We start from the raw sequence: 23160 nt of genomic DNA on the forward strand, positions 1-23160 counted from the left end.
GGCTTCCTTACATGGGGTTCTGAGGGCGCCAAGGCTCGATCAGCGCGTCCAGGTTCAGGGCGTCGGCAAAATCGAGGAACTGGTCGCGCAGCCAGCTGATCTGGGTGCCAGCCGGCAGGATCACGGTGAACTGGGCATTGAGCATGCTGCTACCAGTCTGCGGAGCCAGGTAGGTGTCACAGGTCATGGCTTCGAGCTCGACGCGGTGGTCGAGGAAGAACTGGCACAGCTCGTTGATGATGTCCGGGCGATAGGCGGCGCTGACATAGGCAACGTACGGCAGGGCCTGGGGACGTACTTCCTGGTCGGCGCTGCGCACCACGTCGAGGGTCAGGCCGTGCTTCTTGCCCAGGCCTGGCAGGGTGGACTCCAGGCGCGCCAGGGCGTCCCAGCTGCCGCCGACCTGCAATACCAGGGCGCTGGTCTCGCCGTGGCGGCTCAGGCGCGAGGTAACGACCGCGCAGCGGTTTTCGAACGCGGCGCGGCTGAGGACGTTGGCCAGCTCCATGGGGTTGGGCCCCAGGGCACTGATGACGAGGAATTGTTCGCGGACGGTGGGGGTGGACATGCAGCATTCCTAAAGCGATGAGCGGTCGGCGCAGGACGGGCGAAAGCCTCCAGTCGGCAGGGCCCGGGGCTCGCATGCGAGGCAGGGGACGCTGGCCCGGAGCGGAGTCGACGGCCCGGCGGGCCGCGCTGCACCGATCAAAGGATCAAGGGTAGCGAAATAAGGCGCCGAGGGGAATGCTCCGCCCGCCTGCTTCGCTTGTGCAAGGTCGATGCCCCCAGTACCATTACCGCTCTCTTTTTCCGGCAGGAGCAGTTACATGATTGCGGGCAGTATGGTGGCGTTGGTCACACCCATGGATGCACAAGGGCGTCTGGACTGGGACAGCCTCGACAAACTTGTAGACTTCCACCTGGAAAACGGCACCCACGCGATCGTTGCAGTCGGCACCACCGGCGAGTCCGCCACCCTGGATGTCGAAGAGCATATCCTGGTCATCAAGCACGTGGTCGAGCGCGTCAAGCGCAGCAAGCACCCCGTCCCGGTCATTGCCGGCACCGGTGCCAACTCCACCAGCGAAGCCGTGCACCTGACCCAGAACGCCAAGAACGCCGGCGCCGACGCCTGCCTGCTGGTGGTCCCGTACTACAACAAGCCGACCCAGGAAGGCCTGTACCAGCACTTCAAGCACATCGCCGAAGCCGTCGACATCCCGCAGATCCTCTATAACGTGCCCGGCCGTACCTCCTGCGACATGCAGGCCGAGACCGTGATCCGCCTGTCGAAGGTCAAGAACATCATCGGCATCAAGGAAGCCACCGGCGACCTGGGCCGTGCCAAAGCCATCCTCGACGGCGTCGACAGCGACTTCATCGTCATGTCCGGCGACGATCCGACCGCGGTCGAACTGATCCTGATGGGCGGCAAAGGCAACATCTCCGTCACCGCCAACGTCGCCCCGCGCGAAATGGCCGATATGTGCGAGGCCGCCCTTGCGGGCAATGCCGAGAAGGCCCGCGCTATCAACGAAAAACTCATGCCGCTGCACAAGGACCTGTTCTGCGAAGCCAACCCGATCCCGGTGAAGTGGGCGCTCGTCGAAATGGGCCTGATGCACAAGGGCATTCGCCTGCCGCTGACCTGGCTGAGCGAAGGCTGTCACGAAAAAGTCCGTACTGCCTTGCGCCAGTCCGGCGTACTGGTTTAAACGAGGAAGTACACCGCATGAAGCGACTGGCTGGTCTTTCCGCCCTTGCCCTGATCATTTCCAGCACCAGTGGGTGTGGCTGGTTGTGGGGCGACGAGGGTTATTTCCGCGACCGCGGCAGCGATTACCTGCAGGCGCATCCGACCGCGCCGATGCAGCTGCCGCCGGACGCCAGCAACGTCAAGCGCCTTGACCCGTTGCTGCCGATTCCGCGTAACGTTGCCGACGACCACGCCACCGGCGAGTTCGAGGTGCCGCGCCCGCAACCGCTGTCCAGCGTTGCCGATGTCAGCGACTTCACCCTGCAGCGCAGCGGCTCCAGCCGTTGGGTGCTGGCCCAGCGCTCGCCGGCCGAAGTGTGGCCGGTGGCCCACCAATTCTTCGAGGACAACGGCTTCCGCATCGCCGAAGAGCGTCCGCAGACCGGTGAATTCAGCACCACCTGGCAGCGCTTCGACGAACTGTCGGCCTCTCTCGGCCAGCGCCTGGCGAGCACCGCCAGCAGCGGCGACAGCGAAGTGCGCGTGCGTGTGCGCATGGAGCCTGGCGTGCAGCGCAACACCTCCGAGGTGTACGTGGTCAGCGTCGAGCGCCCGGCGGGCAGCACTGACGAGCCGGCGTTCCCGTCCAGCTCCGCCAACACCGGCGCCGATGCCCTGCTGGTCGACGAAATGCTCGCCAGCATGAACCGCAGCGCCGAGAAGGGCGGTTCGGTCTCCCTGCTGGCAGCACGCGACTTCGACGCGCCGAGCCGCGTCACCCTCAGCGAGGACGGTAGCGGCAACCCGGTGCTGTTCGTCGGTGCCGACCTGGACCGTGCCTGGTCCAGCGTGGGGCGTGCCCTGGAAGAGGGCGGCCAGTGGCGCGTCGAGGACATCAACCGTAGCCTGGGCCTGTACTACATCAACCTGTCGGAAAAACCGGAAGACAAGCAGAACGAGCCTGGCTTCTTCAGCCGCCTGTTCGGCAGCGAGCCGACCAAGGAAGAGCGTGAAGCCCGTGCCGAGCGTTATCAGGTGCGCCTGGCCAAGGTCGGCGACACCGTGCAGGTCACCGTCGAGAAGAACATCAACACCGTGGCCCCGGCCGATGTCGCCCGCCGCGTGCTGAGCGCCATTCAGGACCACCTGGGTTAAGTGCGCTTCGCGGTATTGGGAAGCGGTAGCCAGGGAAATGGCACGCTGATCGCCAGTGGTGACACGTACATCCTGGTCGACTGCGGTTTTTCCCTGCGCGAAACCGAGCGGCGCCTGGCGCTGCTCGGGGTACAGGCCTCGCAACTGAGCGCGGTGCTGGTCACCCACGAACATGCCGACCACGTGCATGGGGTGGGCTTGCTGGCGCGGCGCTACAATGTACCGGTCTACCTCAGCCAAGGGACGCTGCGCGGTTTGCGCAAGCCGGTTGAGGTCGCCGGTTTTCTTGCCTGTGGCGATCGCCTGGACATCGGCAACCTGCAGGTGAGCGCCGCACGTGTCGAGCACGATGCCTACGAGCCGCTGCAGTACGTGCTCAGCGATGGCCAGCGCCGCTTCGGCATGCTGACCGACCTGGGTTCGTACGATGCGCTGCTGCTCGAGCGCTACCAGGGGCTCGATGCGCTGTTGATCGAGGCCAACCACTGCCGCGACCTGTTGGCCCGCGGGCACTATCCGCATTTCCTCAAGTTGCGGGTGGGCGGCGCCCAGGGGCATTTGAACAATCACCAGGCCGCGCGCCTGGTGGAAGAGTTGGGCTGGAGCAACCTGCAGCACCTGGTTCTGGCCCACCTCAGCAGCAAGAACAACCTGCCACAGCTGGCCCGCCAGTGCTTCGTCGACACCCTCGGGTGCGACCCGGACTGGCTCCAGGTGGCAAATCAGGAACACGGGCTCGACTGGCGTGAAATCGCCTAGCCCAACCACTCAAGCAAGCGGAGCCCATCATGGAAAAACGCGACGAACTCTACCGCGGCAAGGCCAAATCGGTTTACAAGACCGACGACGCCGACCGCTTGATCCTGCTGTTCCGTAACGACACCTCGGCGTTCGATGGCAAGCGCATCGAACAGCTGGACCGCAAAGGCATGGTGAACAACAAGTTCAACGCCTTCATCATGCAGAAGCTCGAAGAGGCCGGCGTGCCGACCCAGTTCGACAAGCTGCTGGGCGACAACGAATGCCTGGTGAAGAAGCTCGACATGATCCCGGTCGAGTGCGTGGTGCGTAACTACGCCGCCGGCAGCCTGGTCAAGCGCCTGGGCGTGGAGGAGGGCATCAAGCTGGAGCCATCCACCTTCGAGCTGTTCCTGAAGAACGACGAGAAGGGCGACCCGTTCATCAACGAATCCCACGTCGTGGCATTCGGCTGGGGCACCGCCGAGCAGCTGGTCGAGATGAAGAAGCTGTCGCTGAAGGTCAACGAAGTGCTGAGCAAGCTGTTCGACGACGCCGGCCTGCTGCTGGTCGACTTCAAGCTGGAGTTCGGTGTGTTCCACGGCCAGATCGTCCTGGGCGACGAGTTCAGCCCGGACGGTTGCCGCCTGTGGGACAAGGAAACTCGCAAGAAGATGGACAAGGATCGCTTCCGCCAGGGCCTGGGCGACGTGATCGAAGCCTACGAAGAAGTTGCCAAGCGCCTGGGCGTGCCGCTGTAACCGGCATTCTCACGCAAGCGCCTGATACCACGTGGTTTTTTTGCAAATAAAGGTTTGCGTTTTTAGAAATCGCTGGTATGATGCGCGGCATTGGAGAGATGCCGGAGTGGTCGAACGGGACGGATTCGAAATCCGTTGTACTGGCAACAGTACCTAGGGTTCAAATCCCTATCTCTCCGCCATACAAGATGAAGCCCCGCAGATTAACGTCTGCGGGGCTTTTTCGTTATTGGGTTTTGGCTCTTGCCAAGCCGATCTCGGCATCGTCGAGCAGCGCCTTGGCCAAGGGCGTCATGACTATCGTCAGCCGATTTCGGTTGACGACAAATGGTATGAAAGGCATGATGATCTCAATCGCGCCCGATCCTCTGGTGCTGGCTTCGTCCGGCATTACGTTCGGGCCTTCTTATTTCTGGGAAATGGATTTTGCTGGCTCCGAAACCTTTTCGAACCTACCCAGACCTCGTCGCTCTCATCCAGCAGCGCAACATGCACGTGGCAGACCCTACACGAACAGAGCGCAAGCTGGCTCAGTTGGGTTACTACCGTCTAAGCGGCTACTGGTATCCTGCACGTGAGTTCGACATCGATCCTGCGACCAACCAGGCGAAGATTTGCCCGGTTAGCAACAAGCCGCTTCGTCAGGATGTCTTTGCAGCGGGTGCATCTTTCGATGATGTCGTTGGCCTCTACAGATTCGACAAGCACCTTCGACTTCTGATGCTCGATGCGATCGAGCGATTGGAAGTCAACCTGAAAACCGTCACCGCTCACGTTGTGGGTTATCACGATCCGATGGCGTATACAAAGGTCAGCTATATCCAGCCCAAGTACGCCAAGAATTTCACCTCGCACGGCAAACCTCGAAACAAGTGGTCCGAGTGGGTAGCTAAACAGCAGCAGCTGTTAGACAGAAGTACCGAAGACTCCATTCAATGGCACCGTCGCTCAGGAAGACCCATCCCGTTTTGGGTTGCTGTTGAGGCGTGGGATTTTGGTGCGCTGTCTCGTTACTTCGAGATGCTCAAGGGCACCTATCAGAATCAGATCCTTACAAGGTTTGGTTTGACGGACGCCAGGATTTTTGCCCGCTGGTTGCAAGAGATCAACCTACTACGCAATCGTTGCGCGCATCACACACGGATCTGGAACCAGGTTACGCCCAACCCATTGTCTGCGTTGACATCGGACCCATACTTCGCTGCCCTGAACTTGGACATCAATGCGCTGAGTAGGCTCTATGGTCTGGTTTCCGTAGTTTGGTTCCTACTCAAGAAGCTCGCGCCTAACTCGGACTGGATCAGTAAGGTTGCGGATGTCGTTGACAGTAAACCAGGGTTGCCAGGATGTACGTTTGGCTCGCTTGGTCTTCCAACTGAGAGCGGCTTCCCTCGTGCAGCTTTTGGTATTTGAAGAGTTCCCAGCCATTGGCGCCGAGCTCGAGCATCTTCCTCGGCTCGTATTAGTGTTAAAAGGGATTCGTGTCCCACGCTCCTCCGCCATGCATCGAGACGCCCCGCAGATTAAAGTCTGCGGAAATAATAAATCAGTCCCCTTTTTGGTCCCCTTTTTGTCCCGACCTGCGCAAAACTGACAGCCTTGAGGTGAAGGTGCGGGCGCTGCTGGCTGAGCGCCGACAGCGCATAGGATACGAAAAACAGCTCAAAGCTGCCTTGGTAGCCTGCCGCTGATCACACCGTAGGGAGATTTCCTAAGTTGTCCCTGCGCGTGCGGTTCGCATCTGTGGTGAGGTAAACATCATCGATTACATGGACGTCTGCTCCCTTGTAGAGCTTTCCGTCAGCATGCAAGACCCAGGTGGAGAATGTGGCTTTCTTCATGCGAATTAGGTCGGCCACAAATCCTCGAGGGACGACGTACTTCGTCCCGAAGCTACCGGGAAGATTCTCGCTTACCTCGACGAATTGAATATGTTTGTGAGAGCTGTCGTAGCGAACGCGCGTGATGCAGAAATCAGTCATGACGTCAGTCTTTTTGGCGCCCCGGATTTGGGCAGGTATGACATAGGCTCCGAATGGTGGCATTTCAATACTATCGGGCGAAAAAAATGGGACTGTGATCGTGTCGTATTTATGGGGGAATTTTGGGGGAATCAATCCCCCCAATGGTGTGGAATTCTGCTGTGTCTTTCTGCGTTGAAGTTACTGATTTTATTGATTTTCTAAAAAATGGCTCAAAAAAATATAGTGGCAAAAACGGATTCGAAATCCGTTGTACTGGCAACAGTACCTAGGGTTCAAATCCCTATCTCTCCGCCATACAAGATGAAGCCCCGCAGATTAAGGTCTGCGGGGCTTTTCGTTATGGGGATTTGGCTCTTGCCAGGCCGATCTCGGCATCGTCGAGCAGCGCCTTGGCCAGGGCGTTGAGGTAGTGCGCTGCCCAGATCAAGTGGTGTTTTTGCTCCATGAGGCCATCCAGGGTCATGTCCTGGGCGTACCCCATCAGTTCAGAGGCCTGTTCGCGGGCGTATTGGCAGTTGATGCCGGGTTCGATGCGAAACAGTGGTTGGGTCTGGTCTTCGCCTTGGTAGAAGCGGGTTTCGCCTGGGGTTACAGCGTCTTTGCTCATGTTCTATCTCCCTGAAATCTCCAGTGTCTGGGCGGGCCTCTTCGCGGGTAAACCCGCTCCTACAGGGGTCGTGAGCACCTGTAGGAGCGGCTTTAGCCGCGAAAGGGCCCGCCCAGGCAGCACACGACTAATGCAACGTGCGCGGCTCGTCCGGAAGTTGCTCGCACATCTGCGCGTGCATCGTCGCCTCTTCTAGGTGGGCCCGTACCGCTGCCATCTCATGAATCACTGCCCGCATGATCTTCGAACTGTGGCTGACGGGGTTGAGCATCACCGATTGGCTAGCGATGGAGATCGCACAGATGACGTGCTCCGAGGCCTGTACAAGCGTGTCTTGCAGGGCGACAGAGGACTCGAGGGAAGTGGCTGGTGGATCGGGGACTATCTTGCGCATGTTAGCTCCTTGGGTAAGTGGAGCTACCTGGCACCGCTGTCAAACGAATGGAGGCAGCTATACACGGGTTGACAGACCGGTTACCCAAGGACCCGGCGCACACGAATGTGCCCCATGCACAGCTGCCATGGAGCGCTGCGACGGTTACTTGAGTAGTCGGCCTGTCAAAGCCGGTCGTTGATTTTGCAACGACGAACCGAGCCTAGGCCGCAATCCAAGCAGTCGCAATGGGTTGGCAGGGGGTGGAAGTATGTTTCAGAAATGGACTACAGGAAATGGGAAAAATCTGAGACAAACAGCCTACGCTTATGCTGCCAATCTAAACATTCCGTCTCTTCCCAGGCCGATCTCGGCATCGTCGAGTAGCGCCTTGGTACAAATCTCCAGCGCTTGGCCTTCACCGCATCGCCGCCAACTTGATCCCAAACCCCACCAGGCAAGCCCCGGCCAACCGTTCGAACAGATTGGCGATGCGCGGATTGGCGCGCATGCGTTCGGCCAGTACATGGGTCAGCACCACGGCGATCAGCCCGTACAGGAAGGTCACCACCGCCACGGTCACCGCGAGGAAGCCGAAGGTCACCAGGCCCTGGTGTTTCACCGGGTCGACGAACAGCGGGAAGAACGCCATGTAGAACATGATCGCCTTGGGGTTGAGCAGGGTGATCATCATCGTCTGGCGCAGGTAGTGGCCGTTGTCCATGCGGCTGGTGCGGGGGGCGCCGCCCGGCTTGCTCAGCAGCATGCGCAGGCCCAGGTAGGCGAGGTAGGCCGCGCCGGCCCACTGCACCACGTGGAAGGCGGCAGGGTAGGCGGCCAGCAAGGTCGCCACGCCGGCCACCGCCAGCCACAACAACACCTGGTCGCCGAGGATCACCCCGCAGGTCGCGGCCAGGCCTGCCTTGATACCGCCTTTGCCGGTGGCGGTGATCAGGGCGAAATTGCCCGGCCCGGGGATGGCCAGGACGATGATGAAGGCGATGACGAATGCGCCGTAGTCGGTGACGCCAAGCATTGGGAACTCCTGTGGGCAGTGCTGGGGCAGAACGCTGGACTATCGTTCGCGCTCGCCCGCTTTGCAACCGTAATGCTTGAAGCCGTTGCAGTTTCAGGAGAACCCGGCGGCCTACCAGCGCAACGATACCGTACCCAGCAACGTGCGCTCTTCACCCCAGTAGCAGCGCCCGGCATTGTTGCAGCCGGCCACGTATTCCTTGTCGAACAGGTTGCGTGCGTTGACTTCCACCGACCAGTTCTCGTCGATCTCGTAGCCGACCTTGGCGTCCACCAGGGTCACGTCGCCGGTGTCGAGCGTGCCGTAGAGGCTCGCCGGTGTATAGGCGAAGGTGCTGTCGAAATGGCGTACGCCACCCCCGATCGCCAGGCCCTTGAGCAGGCCGTCTCGAAAGCGGTAGGTGCTCCACACTGAGGCCTGGTTGCGCGGTACGCCGGTCATCTGGTGGTCCTCGTACAGCGACCCGGCGACGTCCTTGGTGATGCGCGAGTCGGTGTAGGTATAGGCAGCGGTGACGTTGAGGTTTTCGCTGAGGTCGCTGTTCAGTTCCAGCTCGACGCCTTTGGAGCGGCTGGCACCGATCTGGCGATAATCACCCACGGCCGAGTCGAACAACACATCGTCCTTCTTGCGCAGGTCGTAGACCGAGGCGGTGAAGGCGGTGTTCCAGCCTTTGGGCTCGTATTTGATGCCGACTTCGTATTGCTCGCTCTTGGTCGGGTCCAGCGCTCCGCTCTTGCTTTCGGTCTGCTGGGTCGGGGCGAACGCGGTGGAGTAGCTGAAATAGGGCGAGAGGCCGTTGTCGAACTGGTACATCACCCCGGTCTGCCAGGTGAAATCGCTGTCCCAGCTGTCCATGTCGGCTTCAGCGTTCAGCGTGCCGGCCTTGTTGCGGAACTGGCTGTTGACCCGGTCCAGGCGTCCGCCGAGCAGCAGCACCCAGTTGTCGACCTTGGTCTGCAGCTGGCTGTACAAGCCGTACATGGTCTGTTCGAGCAGAGCGTTCTGGACGGGGAAGGGCGTGGTCGGCTTGCCGTTCCAGACCGGGTTGAAGACATCGATGACGCCGCCGTCGCCAGCGTCCCAGTCCTGGTTGAACGAGGTGCGGTCCAGGCTCGCACCCAGCAATACGGTATGTTCGAACGCGCCTCGGCTGAAGTGGCCCTCGAACTGGTTGTCCAGCGAGTAGGCGATGGACTTGTTGTAGCGGTCGTAGGCCTGGTTGCGCAGGGTGGTGCCGAAGCCGCCATCGTCCAGGTTGCCCGGCCACATTTCCTGGCGGTCGATGCGTGACTGCAGGTAGCGCGAGTTCTGGCGGAACTGCCAGGTGTCGTTGAAGCGGTGGCTGAACTCGTAGCCCAGGCTCCACGTCTGGCGTTCGAAGTTGTCCCAGTCCGGGTTGCCAGAGAGCTGGTCCTTGTCGATCTTGCCGTTGGGGTTGTGCAGCAGCGTGCCGGCCGCCGGGTAGCCCAGTTCCATCAGGGTGCGGTCGCGCTGGTAGGTGGCGAGCACGGTCAGGCTGTTGAAGTCGTCGAAGTTGAGGGTCAGCGACGGCGCCAGGTAGATGCGGTCGTCCGGTTGATGGTCGATCTGCGTATCGGATTTGCGACCCATCATCACCAGGCGTCCAAGGACGTTGCCTGAATCGGTCAGTGGCCCGGAGACATCGACGCCCAACTGACGCCGGTTGTGCGAGCCGTAGCTCAACTGCACCTCGCCACGCGGGTCGGCGGTCGGCCGCTTGCTGACCAGGTTGACCACGCCGCCGGGGGCGTTTTCGCCATACAGGATCGAAGTCGGGCCGCGGAACACTTCTACCCGTTCCAGGCCATAGGGTTCGCTGCTGGTGTCGTAGCGGTTGCCTTGCACGCGCAGGCCGTCGCGCAGCAGGCCATAGCCATAGTCAGTGGCGTTGAAACCCCGGATGAAGAACAAATCGCCCGCTTGCCCGTCACCGCCGGCGAAGGGTGGCGAGAAGATGCCCGGCACGTAGCCGAGCACTTCGGTGAGGGTTTGCGATTGCTGGTCGTCCATGCGCTGGCGGGTCACCACCGAAACCGAGCGCGGGGTGTCGGCCAAGGCGCTGCTGGTCTTGCTGGCGGTGCTGCTGGCCACGGCGCGATAGCCATTGTCGCCCTGGCCATTGCTGGCGAGCAGCGCGGCAGCGTTGATGGCAGTGGCGTCCAGTTGCAGCGCGTTGCCTTCGGCAAGGGGTTGCAACACGTAGCCGGTGTCGCCCTGGGGCACGGCTTGCAGGCCGCTGCCCTGCAGCAATCGGGCCAGGCCCTGGGCGACGCTGTAGCGGCCCTGCAGCCCTGGGCTGGTCTTGCCGGCGGCCAGCTCGTTGCTGCCCGCCAGGTAGATGCCGGCCTGGCTGCTGAACTGGTTGAGGGCGGCGGCCAGCGAGCCGGGAGCGATATCGAACAGGGTTTCGGCGTTGGCCACCTGTTCGGCCTGGGCCAGCGATGCCGGGAGCATCAATGGCGCGACTGCGCAAAGAGAAAGCGGCGCGGCAAGCGCCAGGCGAAACGCGGGGTGGAAAGGCGTCGGCATGCTGGTCCCTGAATCGTTACGGTGGTTTAGGTTTCGTACGATGGGTAAACCGAACGAGATGGGAAAAAGGGAACTGACGGATAGATTTTTTCGCTTCGCGGGCGAGTCGGGTCGCCGCACCGCCGCGCCCACGGCGACTGCAATCAGGCGGGCTCGACGGTCACCCACCACGGCGTCAATTGCTGCACCCGCACCGGCAACGCCGCCTGCAGCAATGCCAGCGCACGGTCGGTATCGTTGAGTGGAAACGTCCCCATCACCGACAGTTGCGCCACTGCCGGGTGCCAGCCCAGGTGGCCGTGGCGGTAGCGCCCCAAGGTCTGCAACAGCTGCACCAGCGGCATGCCCTCGGCATTGAGGCGCTGATGAATCCACGACTCGCCAGCGCTCGACGCCGCGGTCTTGACTCCCAGTCCGCGTACACCGAAGGACAGCTGCTCGCCGGCCTGGATCACGCAGCGCTCGGCGCTGAGGGCGGTGCAGACCTCGACGGCTCCGGCGTAGACATTCAGCTGCGTGGTATCGCCCTGCTGGAAAACGCTGAAGCGCGTGCCCAGGGCCTGCATGCGGCCCTGGGCGGTATCGACGAAGAATGGTCGGCGGGTGTCGTGGGCGGTCTCCACCAGGATCTCCCCGAAGCGCAGGTGCACCACCCGGGCCAGCAGCGAGAAGTCCAGGTCGACGGCGCTTTGCGCGCCCAGCCACAGCTGGCTGCCATCGTCCAGTCGGGTTTCCCGGGTTTCAGCGATGCCGGTGGCCAGGTCCGCGCTCCACCCCGAGAGCGGCGCGCCGCGCCACGCGTGCCAGCCCAGCAGCGAGCTGGCGCCCAGCACCAGCAACGACTTGAGCCCACTGCGGCGGCTGAAGCGTCGCTCATCCTGTTCGCGCAGCACGCGGCCGGCACTGTTGCCTGGGCCTTGCAACGGGGCGAAGCGCTGGCCGACCCGTTGCACGTAGAGCCAGGCGGCCTGGTGGTCACTGTGCTGGTCGAGCCAGCGTTGCCACTGCGTGCGCAACTGCGCATCGGCGTGCTCGTCCTGCAACTGCACATACCAGTGAGCTGCTTGTTCCAGGCTCGCGTGGCTGAGCGTGTGGGGCTGCTGGGGCATGGCGTCACTCCACCAGCAGGCCGTCGAGTTCGGCCTCGAGGATGGCGCAGTGCAGGAACGCCTGGGCCAGGTATTTCTTGATCATGCGTTCGCTCACACCCAGGTGCGCGGCGATGTCGCGGTAGCCCAGGCCGTCGATCTGGGCCAGAAGGAAGGCCTGGCGCACCTTGCCCGGCAAGCGCATGAGCATGCTGTCGACCTCGTGCAGGGTTTCGACGATCAGCGCGCGTTGTTCGGGGGAAGGCTGCAGGGCCGGGGGCTGCAAGGCCAGATGTTCGAGCCAGGCCTTTTCGAGCTTCTGCCGGCGCCAGTGGTCGATGCACAGACCACGGGCGATGGTCGCCAGGTATGACCGCTCACCAGCCTGGCCGTCGAGCTGGCGCGGGCGATGGAGAATGCGCACGAACGTGTCCTGCACCAGGTCGGCGGCATCCGGGCGATTGCCGAGGCGTCGGTAGAGAAACCCGAGCAACCAGCGCGAGTGGCTCTGGTACAGGCTTTGGATGGAGGTGTTCAATTCAGGTATCGAAACCACGGCGGCATCCGGCGCAAGCGCGTTGCTGGTGCGAATGAGAAATGCTCGCAATAGTAGGGGCCGCTGATGAATACTGCAATCGTCCTGATGGCCAGGCCGTGGCCATGAGACAACCTGTCGCTTGCGCGCGGCTGTGCAATTTGTTTGTACTGGCATTTCGGTTACAATCGGCGAAACGATTCAGCGATGTCGGTCAATACGACAAAAGCCTGGGTCGTTTTCTGGTTCTCTGGCCGCTGAACAATGAACACAACAAGCCTGCGCGGAAGAACACGAAGCACCTGGGCCAGCCACAGGCCCATCCACTTGTTCTACTGACTGGAATTCTCAATGTTCAAGAAAGCTGGCAAAACCTTGCTGGGTCTGGCTGTCGCTGCAAGCTTCATGCAGGCGCACGCCGCAGAAACCAAGAAAGTCGATGTGCTGCTGGTCGGCGGCGGCATCATGAGCTCCACGTTGGCCGTGTGGCTGCACGAGCTGGAGCCGAGCTGGTCGATGGAAATGGTCGAGCGCCTGGACGGCGTCGCCGAAGAAAGCTCCAACGGCTGGAACAACGCCGGTACCGGCCACTCCGCACTGGCCGAGCTGAACTACACCCCGGAAGACAAGGACGGCAACGTCAATATCTCCAAGGCCATCGAAATCAACGAGGCCTTCCAGATCTCCCGTCAGTTCTGGTCCTGGCAGGTGCGCCAGGGCGTGTTGAAGAACCCGCACTCGTTCATCAACACCACCCCGCACATGAGCTTCGTGTGGGGCGACGACAACATCAAGTTCCTCAAGAAGCGTTACGAGGCCCTGCAGGCCAGCCCGCTGTTCCGCCCGATGCAGTACTCCGAGGACCACGCGCAGATCGCCAAGTGGGTCCCGCTGATGATGGAAGGGCGTGATCCGAACCAGAAGCTGGCCGTGACCTGGACACCGATCGGCACCGACGTCAACTTTGGCGAGATCACCCGCCAGTTCGTCGGTCACCTGCAGACCCAGAAGCAATTCGACCTGAAACTGTCCAGCGAAGTGCAGGACATCACCCGCAACGAAGACGGCTCCTGGCGCGTCGAGTACAAGAACCTGAAGGACGGTACCGAATCGGCCACCGACGCCAAGTTCCTGTTCATCGGCGCCGGTGGCGGCGCGCTGAAGTTGCTGCAGAAGTCGGGCATTCCGGAAGCCAAGGAATACGCAGGCTTCCCGGTGGGTGGCTCGTTCCTGGTGACCGAGAACCCGACCGTTGCCATGCAGCACATGGCTAAGGCCTACGGCATCGCTTCGACCGGTGCGCCACCCATGTCGGTACCGCACCTGGACACCCGCGTGCTTGATGGCAAGCGCGTGATCCTGTTCGGGCCATTCGCCACCTTCTCGACCAAGTTCCTGAAGAACGGTTCGTACCTGGACCTGCTCGGCAGCACCACGATGCACAACGTGTGGCCGATGACCAAGGTCGGTATCGACCAGTACCCGCTGGTGGAGTACCTCGCAGGCCAGTTGATGCTGTCGGATGACGACCGCTTCGAAGCCCTGCGCACCTACTTCCCGAACGCCAAGAAGGAAGACTGGAAACTGTGGCAGGCTGGCCAGCGTGTGCAGATCATCAAGCGTGACGAAGAGAAGGGCGGCGTGCTGAAGCTGGGCACCGAAGTGGTGGCCTCGCAGGACCGCACCATCGCCGGCTTGCTCGGTGCCTCGCCAGGTGCCTCGACCGCTGCGCCGATCATGCTCAACGTGCTGGAAACCGTGTTCAAGGAGAAGGTCGCGACCCCAGAGTGGCAGGCCAAGATCAAGGAAATCGTGCCGAGCTACGGCACCAAGCTGAACGATTCGGCCGCAGCCACCCAGAAAGAGTGGAACTACACCGCCGAAGTGCTGCAGCTGGAGAAGCCGCCGGTCATCGACGAAAGCGTCGGCACCAGCGTTGCGCCAAGCCAGCCGGTCGAGAGCAAGCCTGAGAACGACATGGCGCTGTAATTGGCTGTTGTTGTGAAGAGAAAGCCACGGGGGTGACCTCGTGGTTTTTTTTTTGCCCGTTCGGGCCTCTTCGCGGCGGTTCGCCGCCCCGAAGAGGCCAGCACATGAACGCGGCCGGGTATGAGGCCGAGGTGTTCTTTCGTTCGCCGAGGGGGCCGCAGATCGTGGCGCAGGTGACGCATGAGGAATGCATGCTCAGGGGAGGGCAGGTGTGCCGGTTGGCCTTGGGCAAGAATTCACATTGATGTCGCTAGTACCGGCCTCTTCGCGGGGCAAGCCCGCTCCCACAGATGGACCCACAGTGGCCAACCTGTGGGAGCGGGCTTGCCCCGCGAAGAGGCCGGTACAGGCAAAAGTCAGGTCTGGCGCAGAATGCACTCCAACAACCCCGGAAACCGCTCGTCGAGCATTTCGCTACGCAACGAATTCATATGGGTCGTCCCGACGTTACGGGTATGCACCAACCCCGCATCCCGCAACACGCGAAAATGATGGGACATGCTCGACTTCGGCCGGCCGCCGTCCAGCTCGCCGCAGCTGGCCTCGGCGACGCCGGCCAGGTGACGGACGATTCCCAGACGCACGGGGTCGCTCAGGGCGTAGAGCACGCGTTCGAGGATCAGGTCTTCGGGATTGGGATGTTTATAGGCTCGCATGGGCACCATGATAACGAGGCTTTCCATTATTGCCATAGTTCGATTATGATCGAACTATCGTATTCAAACCTTCCAGGAGCTTACCCATGTCCGCCCTGTTCCAACCCTACACCCTCAAAGACGTCACCCTGCGCAATCGCATCGCCATTCCGCCGATGTGCCAGTACATGGCCGAGGACGGCATGATCAACGACTGGCACCACGTGCACCTGGCTGGCCTGGCCCGTGGTGGTGCCGGGCTGTTGGTGGTCGAGGCCACCGCTGTGGCGCCGGAAGGGCGCATCACCCCCGGTTGCGCGGGTATCTGGAGTGACGCCCATGCCCAGGCCTTCGTGCCGGTGGTGCAGGCGATCAAGGCCGCAGGTTCGGTGCCTGGCATCCAGATCGCCCACGCCGGGCGCAAGGCCAGCGCCAATCGCCCGTGGGAAGGTGACGACCATATCGCCGCCGACGATGCCCGTGGCTGGGAAACCATCGCGCCTTCGGCCATCGCCTTCGGTGCCCACCTGCCGAACGTGCCACGCGAGATGACCCTGGACGACATCGCTCGGGTCAAGCAGGACTTCGTCGACGCCGCACGCCGTGCCCGTGATGCCGGTTTCGAGTGGATCGAGCTGCACTTCGCCCATGGCTACCTGGGCCAGAGCTTCTTCTCCGAGCATTCCAACCAGCGTACCGATGCCTACGGCGGCAGCTTCGACAACCGCAGCCGCTTCCTCCTGGAAACCCTGGCGGCCGTGCGTGAGGTCTGGCCGGAAAACCTGCCGCTGACCGCTCGTTTCGGTGTGCTGGAGTACGACGGCCGTGACGAGCAGACCCTGCAAGAGTCGATCGAACTGGCGCGCCGCTTCAAGGCGGGTGGTTTGGACCTGCTGAGCGTCAGCGTCGGCTTCACCATCCCGGACAGCAACATCCCGTGGGGCCCGGCGTTCATGGGGCCGATCGCCGAGCGGGTGCGCCGCGAGGCAGGCTTGCCGGTGACCTCGGCCTGGGGCTTCGGCACACCGCAACTGGCCGAAGGTGCGCTGCAGGCCAACCAGCTCGACCTAGTGTCGGTGGGGCGTGCGCACTTGGCCGATCCGCACTGGGCGTATTTCGCAGCCAAGGAACTGGGCGTGGAAAAACCTTCCTGGACCCTGCCTGCGCCTTACGCGCATTGGCTCGAGCGTTATCGCTGAGGTCTGCAGGGGCTGCGTTGCAGCCCCTGTTCGCGGGTAAACCCGCTACAAGGAGCGCGCCGGCACAGGCTAGAACCGATCCAACCGGTAGGTTCGCATCCCAGGCCGCGTGGCGCCCTCGGCCAACTGCCCGACCCATTCGGCCGTCACCGCCGCCTGGGTCAGCCCCAGGTGCTGATGCCCGAAGGCAAGCAGCACCCGCCCATCGCACACCCGGTCGATCACCGGGAGCGAGTCCGGCAACGATGGCCTGAAACCCATCCACGGTGTCGCCCCCTCGACACTCAGTGCCTCGCGGAACAGTCCATTGCTCAGCCGATGCAATTGCCAGGCCCGCTGCATGCTCGGCGGCGCTTCGAGCCCGGCGAACTCCACCGTCCCAGCCAGACGCAAGCCACCGGCCATCGGCGTCATGATGAACTTGCGTTCCAATGAGGTAACGGCGAACGGCAAGCGCTGGTGCTCATTGGGCAACATCAGGTGATAGCCACGTTCGGTATCCAGGGGCACGCGCTTGCCGGTCAAGGCCGCGGTCAATCGTGCCGAGTGGGCCCCGCCACTGAGCAACACCTGGCGCGCTTCGAGCTTGCCCTGGCTGCTCGCCAGGCTGACGCCAGCGGCATTGACCTGGCCGCCGGCAACTTCAGCCCGAAGGAAACGCACGCCGCTGGCCTGGGCCGCTTCGAACAGTGCGCAGACCACGCGGTACGGATCGATGAAGTGCCCGGTAGCCGGGAAGAACAGGCCGCCGAGCAAAGTCGGGCTCAACTGCGCTGCTGCTTCGCGGACCTTGTCGGCTGACCACAGGTCGACCGCCACGTCCTGTTGCTGCATGCGTGCTCGCAACGCCTCCAGCACCTGCCGCGACTCGGGTTTCTCGAATACCAGCAACGAGCCGTCTGCTTTGAACAGCTCGCTGCGTCCGATCGACCCTAGCAGCCGTTGCCAGGCGCCCAGGCTGCCTTCGTTCAACGCCCGGATACCCGCCACGCTGCGTTGGAATGGCGCCGGTCGCAGATTGAGCAGCAGTCGGACGAACCACGGCATTGCCTTGGGCAGGTATTTCCAGTCCAGGCGCAGCGGGCCCATTGGGTCGAGCAACATGCGTGGCAGGCGCTTGAGGATCGACAGGTCGGCGATTGGGAATACCTGCTCGGTGGCCAGGTGCCCCGCGTTGCCGTAGGACGCGCCGTGACCGGGCTCGTGTCGGTCGACCAGCAGCACCTTGCGCCCCTGGCGGGCCAGTTGCAGGGCGCAAGCGACGCCGACGATGCCGGCGCCGATCACGGCGATATCGGTATCTTGGGAGGCATCGAGCATGGCCTAGGCTTCCCGTTGTCCGTCCAGCAGACGCCGCAGTTGCAGCGGATTGCCATGCTTGAGGGGCTGCGGCAGCAAGGCATCGGGGAAGTCCTGGTAGCACACTGGGCGCAGGAAGCGCAGGATCGCCGCCGTGCCTACCGAAGTGCTGCGGGTATCGGATGTGGCTGGGTACGGCCCGCCATGGACCATCGCATCGCAGACCTCGACGCCGGTCGGCCAGCCGTTGACCAGGATGCGTCCGGCCTTGCGCTCCAGCGTTGGCAGCAGGGCGCGGGCGCTGTCCAGGTCGGCATCGTCCAGTTGCAGTGTGGCAGTCAGTTGGCCTTCGAGATGCTCGGCTACCTGACGGATCTGCTCGTCGCTGTCACAGGCCACCACCAGCGACGCAGCGCCAAAGATCTCAGCCTGCAACGCCGGGTCGCCGAGAAACGCCTCCGCCTGGGTCACGAACAGGTGCGCCTGGCACTGGTTCGGTCCTTGCGCGGGTTGGCCGCTGGCGGTCGCTTCGGCATTGGCGTTTTCGGCCAGGGCGCCAACACCCGCGTCATAAGCACTGAAAATACCAGGGGTCAGCATGGTCTGCGCGACAGTCTGGTGCACCTGTTCACTGGCGGCGGCAATGAAGCGCTGCAGCGCCGGCCCCTGGCGCGCGATCACCAGCCCTGGGTTGGTACAGAACTGCCCGGCACCTTGGGCCAGCGAGGCGACAAAACCCTTTGCCAATGCCTCGCCACGGGACTGCAGCGCTGCGTCGAAGAGGAACACCGGGTTGATCGAACTCATCTCGGCGTATACCGGGATTGGTTCCGGGCGGGCCTGGGCGGCCTGGCACAGGGCGAGGCCACCGCTACGCGAGCCTGTGAAGCCGACCGCCTTGATCCGTGGGTCGCTGACCAGACCGATACCGACTTCCCGACCCGCGCCATACAGCAGCGAGAATACGCCTTCGGGCAGCTCGCACTGCTGCACGGCGCGTGCCACGGCGTGGCCGACCAGCTCGCTGGTGCCGGGGTGCGCGCCGTGGGCCTTGACCACTACCGGGCAGCCCGCAGCCAGGGCCGAGGCGGTGTCACCACCGGCAACGGAGAAGGCCAGTGGGAAGTTGCTGGCACCGAACACCGCCACCGGGCCCAGGGGCACCTGGCGTTGGCGCAGGTCGGCACGGGGCAGCGGCTGGCGCTCGGGCTGGGCGTTGTCGACCCGCACATCGAGCCATTCGCCGCTACGCACTACCCGGGCGAAAGTGCGCAGTTGCGTGCAGGTGCGGCCGCGTTCGCCCTGGATGCGTGCCTTGGGCAGGCCGCTTTCGGCAACGGCGCGGTCGATCAACGCATCGCCCAGCGCCTCGATTTGCGTGGCGATGGCTTCGAGGAATCGTGCACGTTGTTCGAGCGAGGTTTCGCGATAGGCATCGAACGCCGCCCAGGCCAGAGCGCAGGCCTGGGCTACGTGTTCGCCAGTGCCGCCGGCATAGGCGGGTTCGAGGGCTTGGTTGGTGGCCGGGTCGATGGCGCGGATCGCGTCGCCGCTGCCGGGTACGGCGCGCTGGCCGATCAGCAGGTTGCCTGTCAGGGTCATGGGGACTCCTTTGGAATGCCAATTCAAGGTCGTATCGGGATCTTTGTGGGAGCGGGCTTGCCCCGCGAACACCGGCAAAGCCGGTGCCCTGCAGCGCGGCGCCTGGTTCGCGGGGCAAGCCCGCTCCCACAGGGAATGTGTATCCTCCCTTAGGCCTGGTTCTGTTCTGCCGACCAGTTGGCGTACCAGGTGCGGAACAGCGCGTACTGCTGCTCGGCGTAGTTGCGCTGGGCGTCGGTGAGCACGTCGGTTTCGTTGAAGTGCAGGCTGTACTCGGTATCGCCGTTGAGCACCATCAGGTGCTTGTAGTACAGCACCAGGTCGCAGCCTTCATCGAACGACGACAGCACCGCCAGCGCCGACTCCAGCTCACGCGCCAGGCGGCGGGCCTTGGCGTCGCCCTTGGCGGCCTGCTTGCTCAGGCTCACCAGGTGCAGCACTTCGCGCGGCAGGGCGTTGCCGATGCCGGTGATGGCACCCGTGGCGTTGCAGTTGACGAAACCATGCACCACCTGGGTATCGACGCCGACCATCAGAGTCACGTCGTCATCCCTGGAGGTGATGTGCTCGGCGGCGTAGCGCAGGTCGGCACCGCCACCGAATTCCTTGAAGCCGATCAGGTTGGGGTACTCGCGGCGCAGTTCGAAGAACAGGTCGGCGCGAGTGGCGAAGCCGTAGTAGGGGCTGTTGTAGATCACCGCCGGCAGCTTCGGCGCAGCCGCCAGGATCGCCGAGAAGTGATGTTTCTGGGCAATCAGCGAAGCGCCGCGGCTCAGCACCCGGGGAATGACCATCAGGCCGGCCGCGCCGACCTTGGCGGCGTGGGCGGCATGCGATACGGCCTCGCGAGTGTTCACCGCGCCAGTGCCGACGATGGTCGGGATGCCGGCGGCCACCAGGCGCGCCACGCCTTCCTGACGCTCGGCCTCGGTCAGCAGTGGCCAGTCGCCCATCGAGCCGCAGTAGACCACCGCGCTCATGCCGGCCGCGATCAGTTCGCGGCCCTTGCGTACCAAGGCGTCGAAGTCCGGCTTGCGCTCGGCGGTGCACGGGGTCATCAGGGCGGGCATGGTACCGGTGAAGATGTTGTTGGTCATTGTTGTCACTCCTTGCACTGTTCAGTCGGAAAAAAGGCCGGGGTCAGATGCCCCAGGCGAATGGGTCTCGCTCGTCGATCAGCAGCTTGCTGTCGGCGGTCATGTAGGCGCGGCCGGTGATGAACGGGCGAATGCGCTCGCCGTCACGCTCGAAGCGGCCATGGAACTGGCTGCCGGTGATGCTGGCCTGGACCCACGTCTGGCCTTCTTCGAGCTTGCCGTCGGCGGCCAGGCAGGCCAGCTTGGCGCTGGTGCCGGTGCCGCATGGCGAGCGGTCGTAGGCCTTGCCGGGGCACATGACGAAGTTGCGGCTGTCGGCGTTGGGGTCGTCGGCGAACAGTTCGACATGGTCGATGGCGGCGCCGTCTTCGCCGGTGATGCCCTGGGCGGCGAGCGCCTGGAGCATGGCCCAGGTGTAGTCGGTGAGGGCATCGCGGTTGTCCAGTTCGATCCGCTGGCCGTGCTCGGCAACCAGGAAGAACCAGTTGCCACCCCAGGCGATATCGCCTTGCACCACGCCATGGCCGGGGACGTCGACCGCAACTTGCTGGCGGTAGCGATAGGACGGCACGTTGCCGACGGTGACCGCACCATCTTCATGGAGGATGGCGCTGACCTGGCCGACCGGGGTGTCGATCTTGTGCTCGCCCGGTGTGATCAGGCCCAGGTGCTGCAACGAGGCAACCAGGCCGATGGTGCCGTGGCCGCACATGTTCAGGTAGCCGGCATTGTTGAAGAAGATCACCCCGCAGGTGGCGTCTGCCGACACTGGCGGGCAGTACAGCGCGCCGACCAGCACATCGTTGCCACGGGGCTCCAGCAGGCAGGCGCGGCGCCATGGGTCGTGCAGCTCGCGCAGTTCATCGCGCTGCTCGGCCATGCTGCGGCCGTGCAGTTGGGGGAAGCCTTTCATCACCAGGCGGGTCGGTTCACCGCCGGTATGCGAATCGATGACGTGAATAGCTTTCATGGGGTAGTCCGTTGAGAAGGGCATCAGGAGACGATGGCGGTCGGTTGCTGATCAGGGTAGGGCTCGCTCGGGACTTCGCTTTCATCCTCGCCTTCCAGGCGCACCAGGTGGGCTGGCACGCCAGTGGCAGCGCCCCAGTAGTAGATGCCCAGCGCGCAAGCGGCGACGACGATGGTGTCCAGCGGGTGGCCTATCACGCCCAGGCCGCCGAAACTACCCAGCCAGGAGAGCAGGATGGTCACCGCATAGAAGCCGATCAGCCAGGCTGACGAGCGCACCTGTTGGGCCAGCGAGAGGTGCTGGGTGGGAACGAAGCGACCGCACAGCAGGTACAGCACGAACATCAGGATCTGCAGCGCCAGCAGCCAGGACACGGTGTTCCAGCCGGACCAGTAGACGATCAGCGCGGCGATGATGAACGACAGCGGGCCCAGCACGCCCATGCCCTTGACCCGGAACGGACGCGGCATGTCGGGGGCGTTGCGGCGCAGGGCGGCAACGCTGACCGGGGCCACGGCATAGCTCAGTACCAGGGCCGCCGAGACCACGTTGATCAGCGCCTCCCAGGATGGGAATGGCAGGGTCCAGAACACCGCCAGGCCAAAGGTCAGCCACAGCGCCGGGCGCGGGATGCCGGACTCGGCGTCGATTCGGGTGAAATACTTGAAGAAGGTGCCCGTCTGCGCCCAGCCATAGACCACGCGCGGAGTGGCGTTCATGTAGATGTTGCCGCAGCCGCTGGGCGATATCACCGCATCGGCCACCACCAGGTAGGCCAGCCAGCCGACGCCCAGGGCCAGGGCGATGTCGCGGTAGGGCAGGGCCAGCTGCTGGGTCACCGCGGCCCAGCCGTTGGCCAGCATTTCGGTCGGCACGCTGCCCAGGAAGGCCAGTTGCAGCAGGGCATAGATCGCGGTGGACAAAAGTACCGAGAGGATCAAGGCGATGGGAATGGTGCGCTGTGGGTTCTTTACCTCGCTGGCCACCGAGATGATCGGTGTCAGGCCCAGGTAAGCGAAGATGATGCCGCCAGCCGATACGGCCATTTCCACGCCCGACAGGCCGAACGGGGCAAAGCCCTGGACCGTGAAGTTTTCCGGCTTGAAGAAGGTGAACAGCACGCCGATCACCAGCAACGGCACGATGAACTTGAATACGCTGACCAAGTTGTTGGCTTTGGCGAAGGTCTTCACGCTGCGGTAGTTGAGGAGGAAGAACAGCCCCAGCAAGGCGAACTGCACCAGCCAGCCGAGCACGGTCGGGTCGCTGCTGCCGGCCTTGGTCAGCCCGGGAAACCAGGCGGCGGCGTACTGGCGCGAGGCGACCACCTCGATGGCGATCAGGCTGGAAAAGGCGATCAGGGTGATGAAGCCCATCAGGTAGCCGAGCAGCGGGCCGTGCGAGTACACCGGGTAACGCACCACGCCACCGGCCCGGGGCAGGGCGGCGCCAAGCTCGCAGTAGACGATGCCCAGCAACAGCACGGCAAAGCCGCCGAGGAACCAGGAGAGGATGCCGGCCGGCCCGGCGATGGCCGAGACGTGGCTGGCGGCGAACAGCCAGCCGGAGCCGAAGATGGCGCCGAGGCCGATGAAGGTGAGGTCGAGCAATGACAGCTGTTTCTTGAATTTGCCTGACATGGGTTCGCCTTTTTGTTGGTTATTGGATAGGCAGGTCTGATGTCACGTTTGTGGCGTGTTGCGGCCGCACTCTTGTGCTGTTGGGCGGCTTGCATGAGCCATAGAGTGGACTGGTCGGGGGCGGGGATTCTTGATGGTTTTCTGCAAGGGGTATGACGAAATCGGCACAGTCGGAAAAAGTGCTGGTGCAGCAGGGAGTCGG

The 23160-nt window shown here is 63.1% G+C and carries 23 protein-coding genes, 1 tRNA gene and 1 pseudogene; 10 read left to right on the forward strand and 15 right to left on the reverse strand.

Annotated elements, in window-relative coordinates; translation table 11 throughout:
• Positions 1-7: 7 nt before the first annotated feature.
• Entirely contained in the window at positions 8-568 is a 561-nt protein-coding gene (locus tag IAE37_RS17875; RefSeq protein ID WP_003254741.1) for a glycine cleavage system protein R, read from the reverse strand.
• Positions 569-827: 259 nt separating this feature from the next.
• Between IAE37_RS17875 and dapA the strand changes: the two genes are divergently transcribed.
• The 5 genes from dapA (at position 828) to IAE37_RS17900 (ending at position 4532) form a co-directional block, all read left to right on the forward strand.
• Positions 828-1715, forward strand: coding sequence for a 4-hydroxy-tetrahydrodipicolinate synthase (gene dapA / locus IAE37_RS17880; RefSeq protein ID WP_201175657.1), 888 nt, complete (start codon positions 828-830; stop codon positions 1713-1715).
• Between the two features lie 17 nt (positions 1716-1732).
• Positions 1733-2851 carry an outer membrane protein assembly factor BamC gene (gene bamC, locus IAE37_RS17885; protein ID WP_201175659.1) on the forward strand — a complete coding sequence of 373 codons (1119 nt, stop codon included), beginning with the start codon at positions 1733-1735 and terminating at the stop codon, positions 2849-2851.
• Positions 2852-3610: an MBL fold metallo-hydrolase gene (locus IAE37_RS17890; protein WP_201175661.1), complete on the forward strand. Its 759-nt coding sequence runs from the start codon at positions 2852-2854 to the stop codon at positions 3608-3610. It begins immediately after the preceding gene.
• Positions 3611-3639: 29 nt separating this feature from the next.
• The gene (purC, locus tag IAE37_RS17895; RefSeq protein ID WP_011535129.1) at positions 3640-4350 is read left to right on the forward strand and encodes a phosphoribosylaminoimidazolesuccinocarboxamide synthase; all 711 of its coding nucleotides are present in this window, start codon (positions 3640-3642) and stop codon (positions 4348-4350) included.
• A gap of 92 nt (positions 4351-4442) precedes the next feature.
• Positions 4443-4532, forward strand: a tRNA-Ser gene (locus IAE37_RS17900).
• 44 nt (positions 4533-4576) lie between these two features.
• On the opposite strand, the gene IAE37_RS17905 is transcribed toward IAE37_RS17900, so the two are convergent.
• Entirely contained in the window at positions 4577-4741 is a 165-nt protein-coding gene (locus IAE37_RS17905) for a hypothetical protein (protein WP_201175662.1), read from the reverse strand.
• Positions 4742-4839: 98 nt separating this feature from the next.
• Between IAE37_RS17905 and IAE37_RS17910 the strand changes: the two genes are divergently transcribed.
• Both IAE37_RS17910 and IAE37_RS29265 read left to right on the forward strand, forming a co-directional pair.
• The gene (locus IAE37_RS17910; RefSeq protein ID WP_201175664.1) at positions 4840-5763 is read left to right on the forward strand and encodes an Abi family protein; all 924 of its coding nucleotides are present in this window, start codon (positions 4840-4842) and stop codon (positions 5761-5763) included.
• Positions 5764-5831: 68 nt separating this feature from the next.
• Complete coding sequence (locus tag IAE37_RS29265; RefSeq protein ID WP_442967835.1) at positions 5832-6041, forward strand: hypothetical protein; 210 nt, start codon at positions 5832-5834, stop codon at positions 6039-6041.
• Here the strand turns inward: IAE37_RS29265 and IAE37_RS17915 are convergent, their stop codons facing one another.
• The 7 genes from IAE37_RS17915 to IAE37_RS17945 form a co-directional block, all read right to left on the reverse strand.
• Positions 6042-6332, reverse strand: a complete 291-nt coding sequence (locus IAE37_RS17915; protein ID WP_201175666.1) for a DUF3892 domain-containing protein — start codon at positions 6330-6332, stop codon at positions 6042-6044.
• 340 nt (positions 6333-6672) lie between these two features.
• Entirely contained in the window at positions 6673-6942 is a 270-nt protein-coding gene (locus IAE37_RS17920; protein WP_201175668.1) for a DUF3077 domain-containing protein, read from the reverse strand.
• A 127-nt stretch (positions 6943-7069) separates the two neighbouring features.
• Complete coding sequence (locus tag IAE37_RS17925) at positions 7070-7336, reverse strand: hypothetical protein (RefSeq protein WP_201175669.1); 267 nt, start codon at positions 7334-7336, stop codon at positions 7070-7072.
• A gap of 397 nt (positions 7337-7733) precedes the next feature.
• Complete coding sequence (locus IAE37_RS17930; RefSeq protein ID WP_201175672.1) at positions 7734-8351, reverse strand: LysE family transporter; 618 nt, start codon at positions 8349-8351, stop codon at positions 7734-7736.
• Positions 8352-8462: 111 nt separating this feature from the next.
• Positions 8463-10904 carry a TonB-dependent siderophore receptor gene (locus IAE37_RS17935; RefSeq protein ID WP_201175676.1) on the reverse strand — a complete coding sequence of 814 codons (2442 nt, stop codon included), beginning with the start codon at positions 10902-10904 and terminating at the stop codon, positions 8463-8465.
• 143 nt (positions 10905-11047) lie between these two features.
• A complete protein-coding gene (locus tag IAE37_RS17940; protein ID WP_201175678.1) occupies positions 11048-12013 on the reverse strand; it encodes a FecR domain-containing protein in 966 nt (321 codons plus the stop codon).
• Positions 12014-12017: 4 nt separating this feature from the next.
• The gene (locus IAE37_RS17945; protein WP_201175680.1) at positions 12018-12548 is read right to left on the reverse strand and encodes a sigma-70 family RNA polymerase sigma factor; all 531 of its coding nucleotides are present in this window, start codon (positions 12546-12548) and stop codon (positions 12018-12020) included.
• A 330-nt stretch (positions 12549-12878) separates the two neighbouring features.
• Between IAE37_RS17945 and mqo the strand changes: the two genes are divergently transcribed.
• A complete protein-coding gene (mqo, locus tag IAE37_RS17950) occupies positions 12879-14516 on the forward strand; it encodes a malate dehydrogenase (quinone) (protein ID WP_201175681.1) in 1638 nt (545 codons plus the stop codon).
• Positions 14517-14614: 98 nt separating this feature from the next.
• A pseudogene (locus IAE37_RS28850) lies at positions 14615-14761 on the forward strand (helix-turn-helix transcriptional regulator); the annotation flags it as partial.
• Positions 14762-14872: 111 nt separating this feature from the next.
• Here the strand turns inward: IAE37_RS28850 and IAE37_RS17955 are convergent.
• Positions 14873-15208 carry an ArsR/SmtB family transcription factor gene (locus IAE37_RS17955; RefSeq protein WP_201175682.1) on the reverse strand — a complete coding sequence of 112 codons (336 nt, stop codon included), beginning with the start codon at positions 15206-15208 and terminating at the stop codon, positions 14873-14875.
• A 50-nt stretch (positions 15209-15258) separates the two neighbouring features.
• On the opposite strand from IAE37_RS17955, the gene xenA reads away from it, so the two are divergent.
• Complete coding sequence (xenA, locus tag IAE37_RS17960) at positions 15259-16350, forward strand: xenobiotic reductase XenA (RefSeq protein ID WP_201175683.1); 1092 nt, start codon at positions 15259-15261, stop codon at positions 16348-16350.
• Between the two features lie 69 nt (positions 16351-16419).
• Here xenA and IAE37_RS17965 read toward each other — a convergent pair whose 3' ends face one another.
• From IAE37_RS17965 to IAE37_RS17985, 5 genes are all read right to left on the reverse strand, one after another.
• On the reverse strand, positions 16420-17670 hold the full coding sequence (locus IAE37_RS17965; protein ID WP_201175684.1) for an NAD(P)/FAD-dependent oxidoreductase: 1251 nt from the start codon (positions 17668-17670) through the stop codon (positions 16420-16422).
• Between the two features lie 3 nt (positions 17671-17673).
• Positions 17674-19251 carry an aldehyde dehydrogenase (NADP(+)) gene (locus IAE37_RS17970; RefSeq protein ID WP_201175685.1) on the reverse strand — a complete coding sequence of 526 codons (1578 nt, stop codon included), beginning with the start codon at positions 19249-19251 and terminating at the stop codon, positions 17674-17676.
• Between the two features lie 149 nt (positions 19252-19400).
• The gene (locus IAE37_RS17975; RefSeq protein ID WP_201175687.1) at positions 19401-20348 is read right to left on the reverse strand and encodes a dihydrodipicolinate synthase family protein; all 948 of its coding nucleotides are present in this window, start codon (positions 20346-20348) and stop codon (positions 19401-19403) included.
• 43 nt (positions 20349-20391) lie between these two features.
• On the reverse strand, positions 20392-21318 hold the full coding sequence (locus IAE37_RS17980) for a 4-hydroxyproline epimerase (RefSeq protein ID WP_201175689.1): 927 nt from the start codon (positions 21316-21318) through the stop codon (positions 20392-20394).
• A 23-nt stretch (positions 21319-21341) separates the two neighbouring features.
• A complete protein-coding gene (locus IAE37_RS17985) occupies positions 21342-22958 on the reverse strand; it encodes an APC family permease (protein WP_201175690.1) in 1617 nt (538 codons plus the stop codon).
• Between the last annotated feature and the right edge of the window lie 202 nt (positions 22959-23160).

This window comes from Pseudomonas sp. S31, from assembly GCF_016648105.1.
Lineage (GTDB): Bacteria > Pseudomonadota > Gammaproteobacteria > Pseudomonadales > Pseudomonadaceae > Aquipseudomonas.

Coding starts and splice junctions, on each gene's coding strand:
- IAE37_RS17925 (WP_201175669.1), bottom strand. CDS start 7,336: ATGCGCAAGATAGTCCCCGATCCACCAGCCACTTCCCTCGAGTCCTCT.
- IAE37_RS17930 (WP_201175672.1), bottom strand. CDS start 8,351: ATGCTTGGCGTCACCGACTACGGCGCATTCGTCATCGCCTTCATCATC.
- dapA (WP_201175657.1), top strand. CDS start 828: ATGATTGCGGGCAGTATGGTGGCGTTGGTCACACCCATGGATGCACAA.
- IAE37_RS17955 (WP_201175682.1), bottom strand. CDS start 15,208: ATGGCAATAATGGAAAGCCTCGTTATCATGGTGCCCATGCGAGCCTAT.
- IAE37_RS17970 (WP_201175685.1), bottom strand. CDS start 19,251: ATGACCCTGACAGGCAACCTGCTGATCGGCCAGCGCGCCGTACCCGGC.
- xenA (WP_201175683.1), top strand. CDS start 15,259: ATGTCCGCCCTGTTCCAACCCTACACCCTCAAAGACGTCACCCTGCGC.
- IAE37_RS17910 (WP_201175664.1), top strand. CDS start 4,840: ATGCACGTGGCAGACCCTACACGAACAGAGCGCAAGCTGGCTCAGTTG.
- IAE37_RS17980 (WP_201175689.1), bottom strand. CDS start 21,318: ATGAAAGCTATTCACGTCATCGATTCGCATACCGGCGGTGAACCGACC.
- IAE37_RS17935 (WP_201175676.1), bottom strand. CDS start 10,904: ATGCCGACGCCTTTCCACCCCGCGTTTCGCCTGGCGCTTGCCGCGCCG.
- IAE37_RS17940 (WP_201175678.1), bottom strand. CDS start 12,013: ATGCCCCAGCAGCCCCACACGCTCAGCCACGCGAGCCTGGAACAAGCA.
- IAE37_RS17905 (WP_201175662.1), bottom strand. CDS start 4,741: ATGCCGGACGAAGCCAGCACCAGAGGATCGGGCGCGATTGAGATCATC.
- IAE37_RS17920 (WP_201175668.1), bottom strand. CDS start 6,942: ATGAGCAAAGACGCTGTAACCCCAGGCGAAACCCGCTTCTACCAAGGC.
- bamC (WP_201175659.1), top strand. CDS start 1,733: ATGAAGCGACTGGCTGGTCTTTCCGCCCTTGCCCTGATCATTTCCAGC.
- IAE37_RS17875 (WP_003254741.1), bottom strand. CDS start 568: ATGTCCACCCCCACCGTCCGCGAACAATTCCTCGTCATCAGTGCCCTG.
- IAE37_RS17965 (WP_201175684.1), bottom strand. CDS start 17,670: ATGCTCGATGCCTCCCAAGATACCGATATCGCCGTGATCGGCGCCGGC.
- IAE37_RS17915 (WP_201175666.1), bottom strand. CDS start 6,332: ATGACTGATTTCTGCATCACGCGCGTTCGCTACGACAGCTCTCACAAA.
- IAE37_RS17975 (WP_201175687.1), bottom strand. CDS start 20,348: ATGACCAACAACATCTTCACCGGTACCATGCCCGCCCTGATGACCCCG.
- IAE37_RS17985 (WP_201175690.1), bottom strand. CDS start 22,958: ATGTCAGGCAAATTCAAGAAACAGCTGTCATTGCTCGACCTCACCTTC.
- purC (WP_011535129.1), top strand. CDS start 3,640: ATGGAAAAACGCGACGAACTCTACCGCGGCAAGGCCAAATCGGTTTAC.
- mqo (WP_201175681.1), top strand. CDS start 12,879: ATGTTCAAGAAAGCTGGCAAAACCTTGCTGGGTCTGGCTGTCGCTGCA.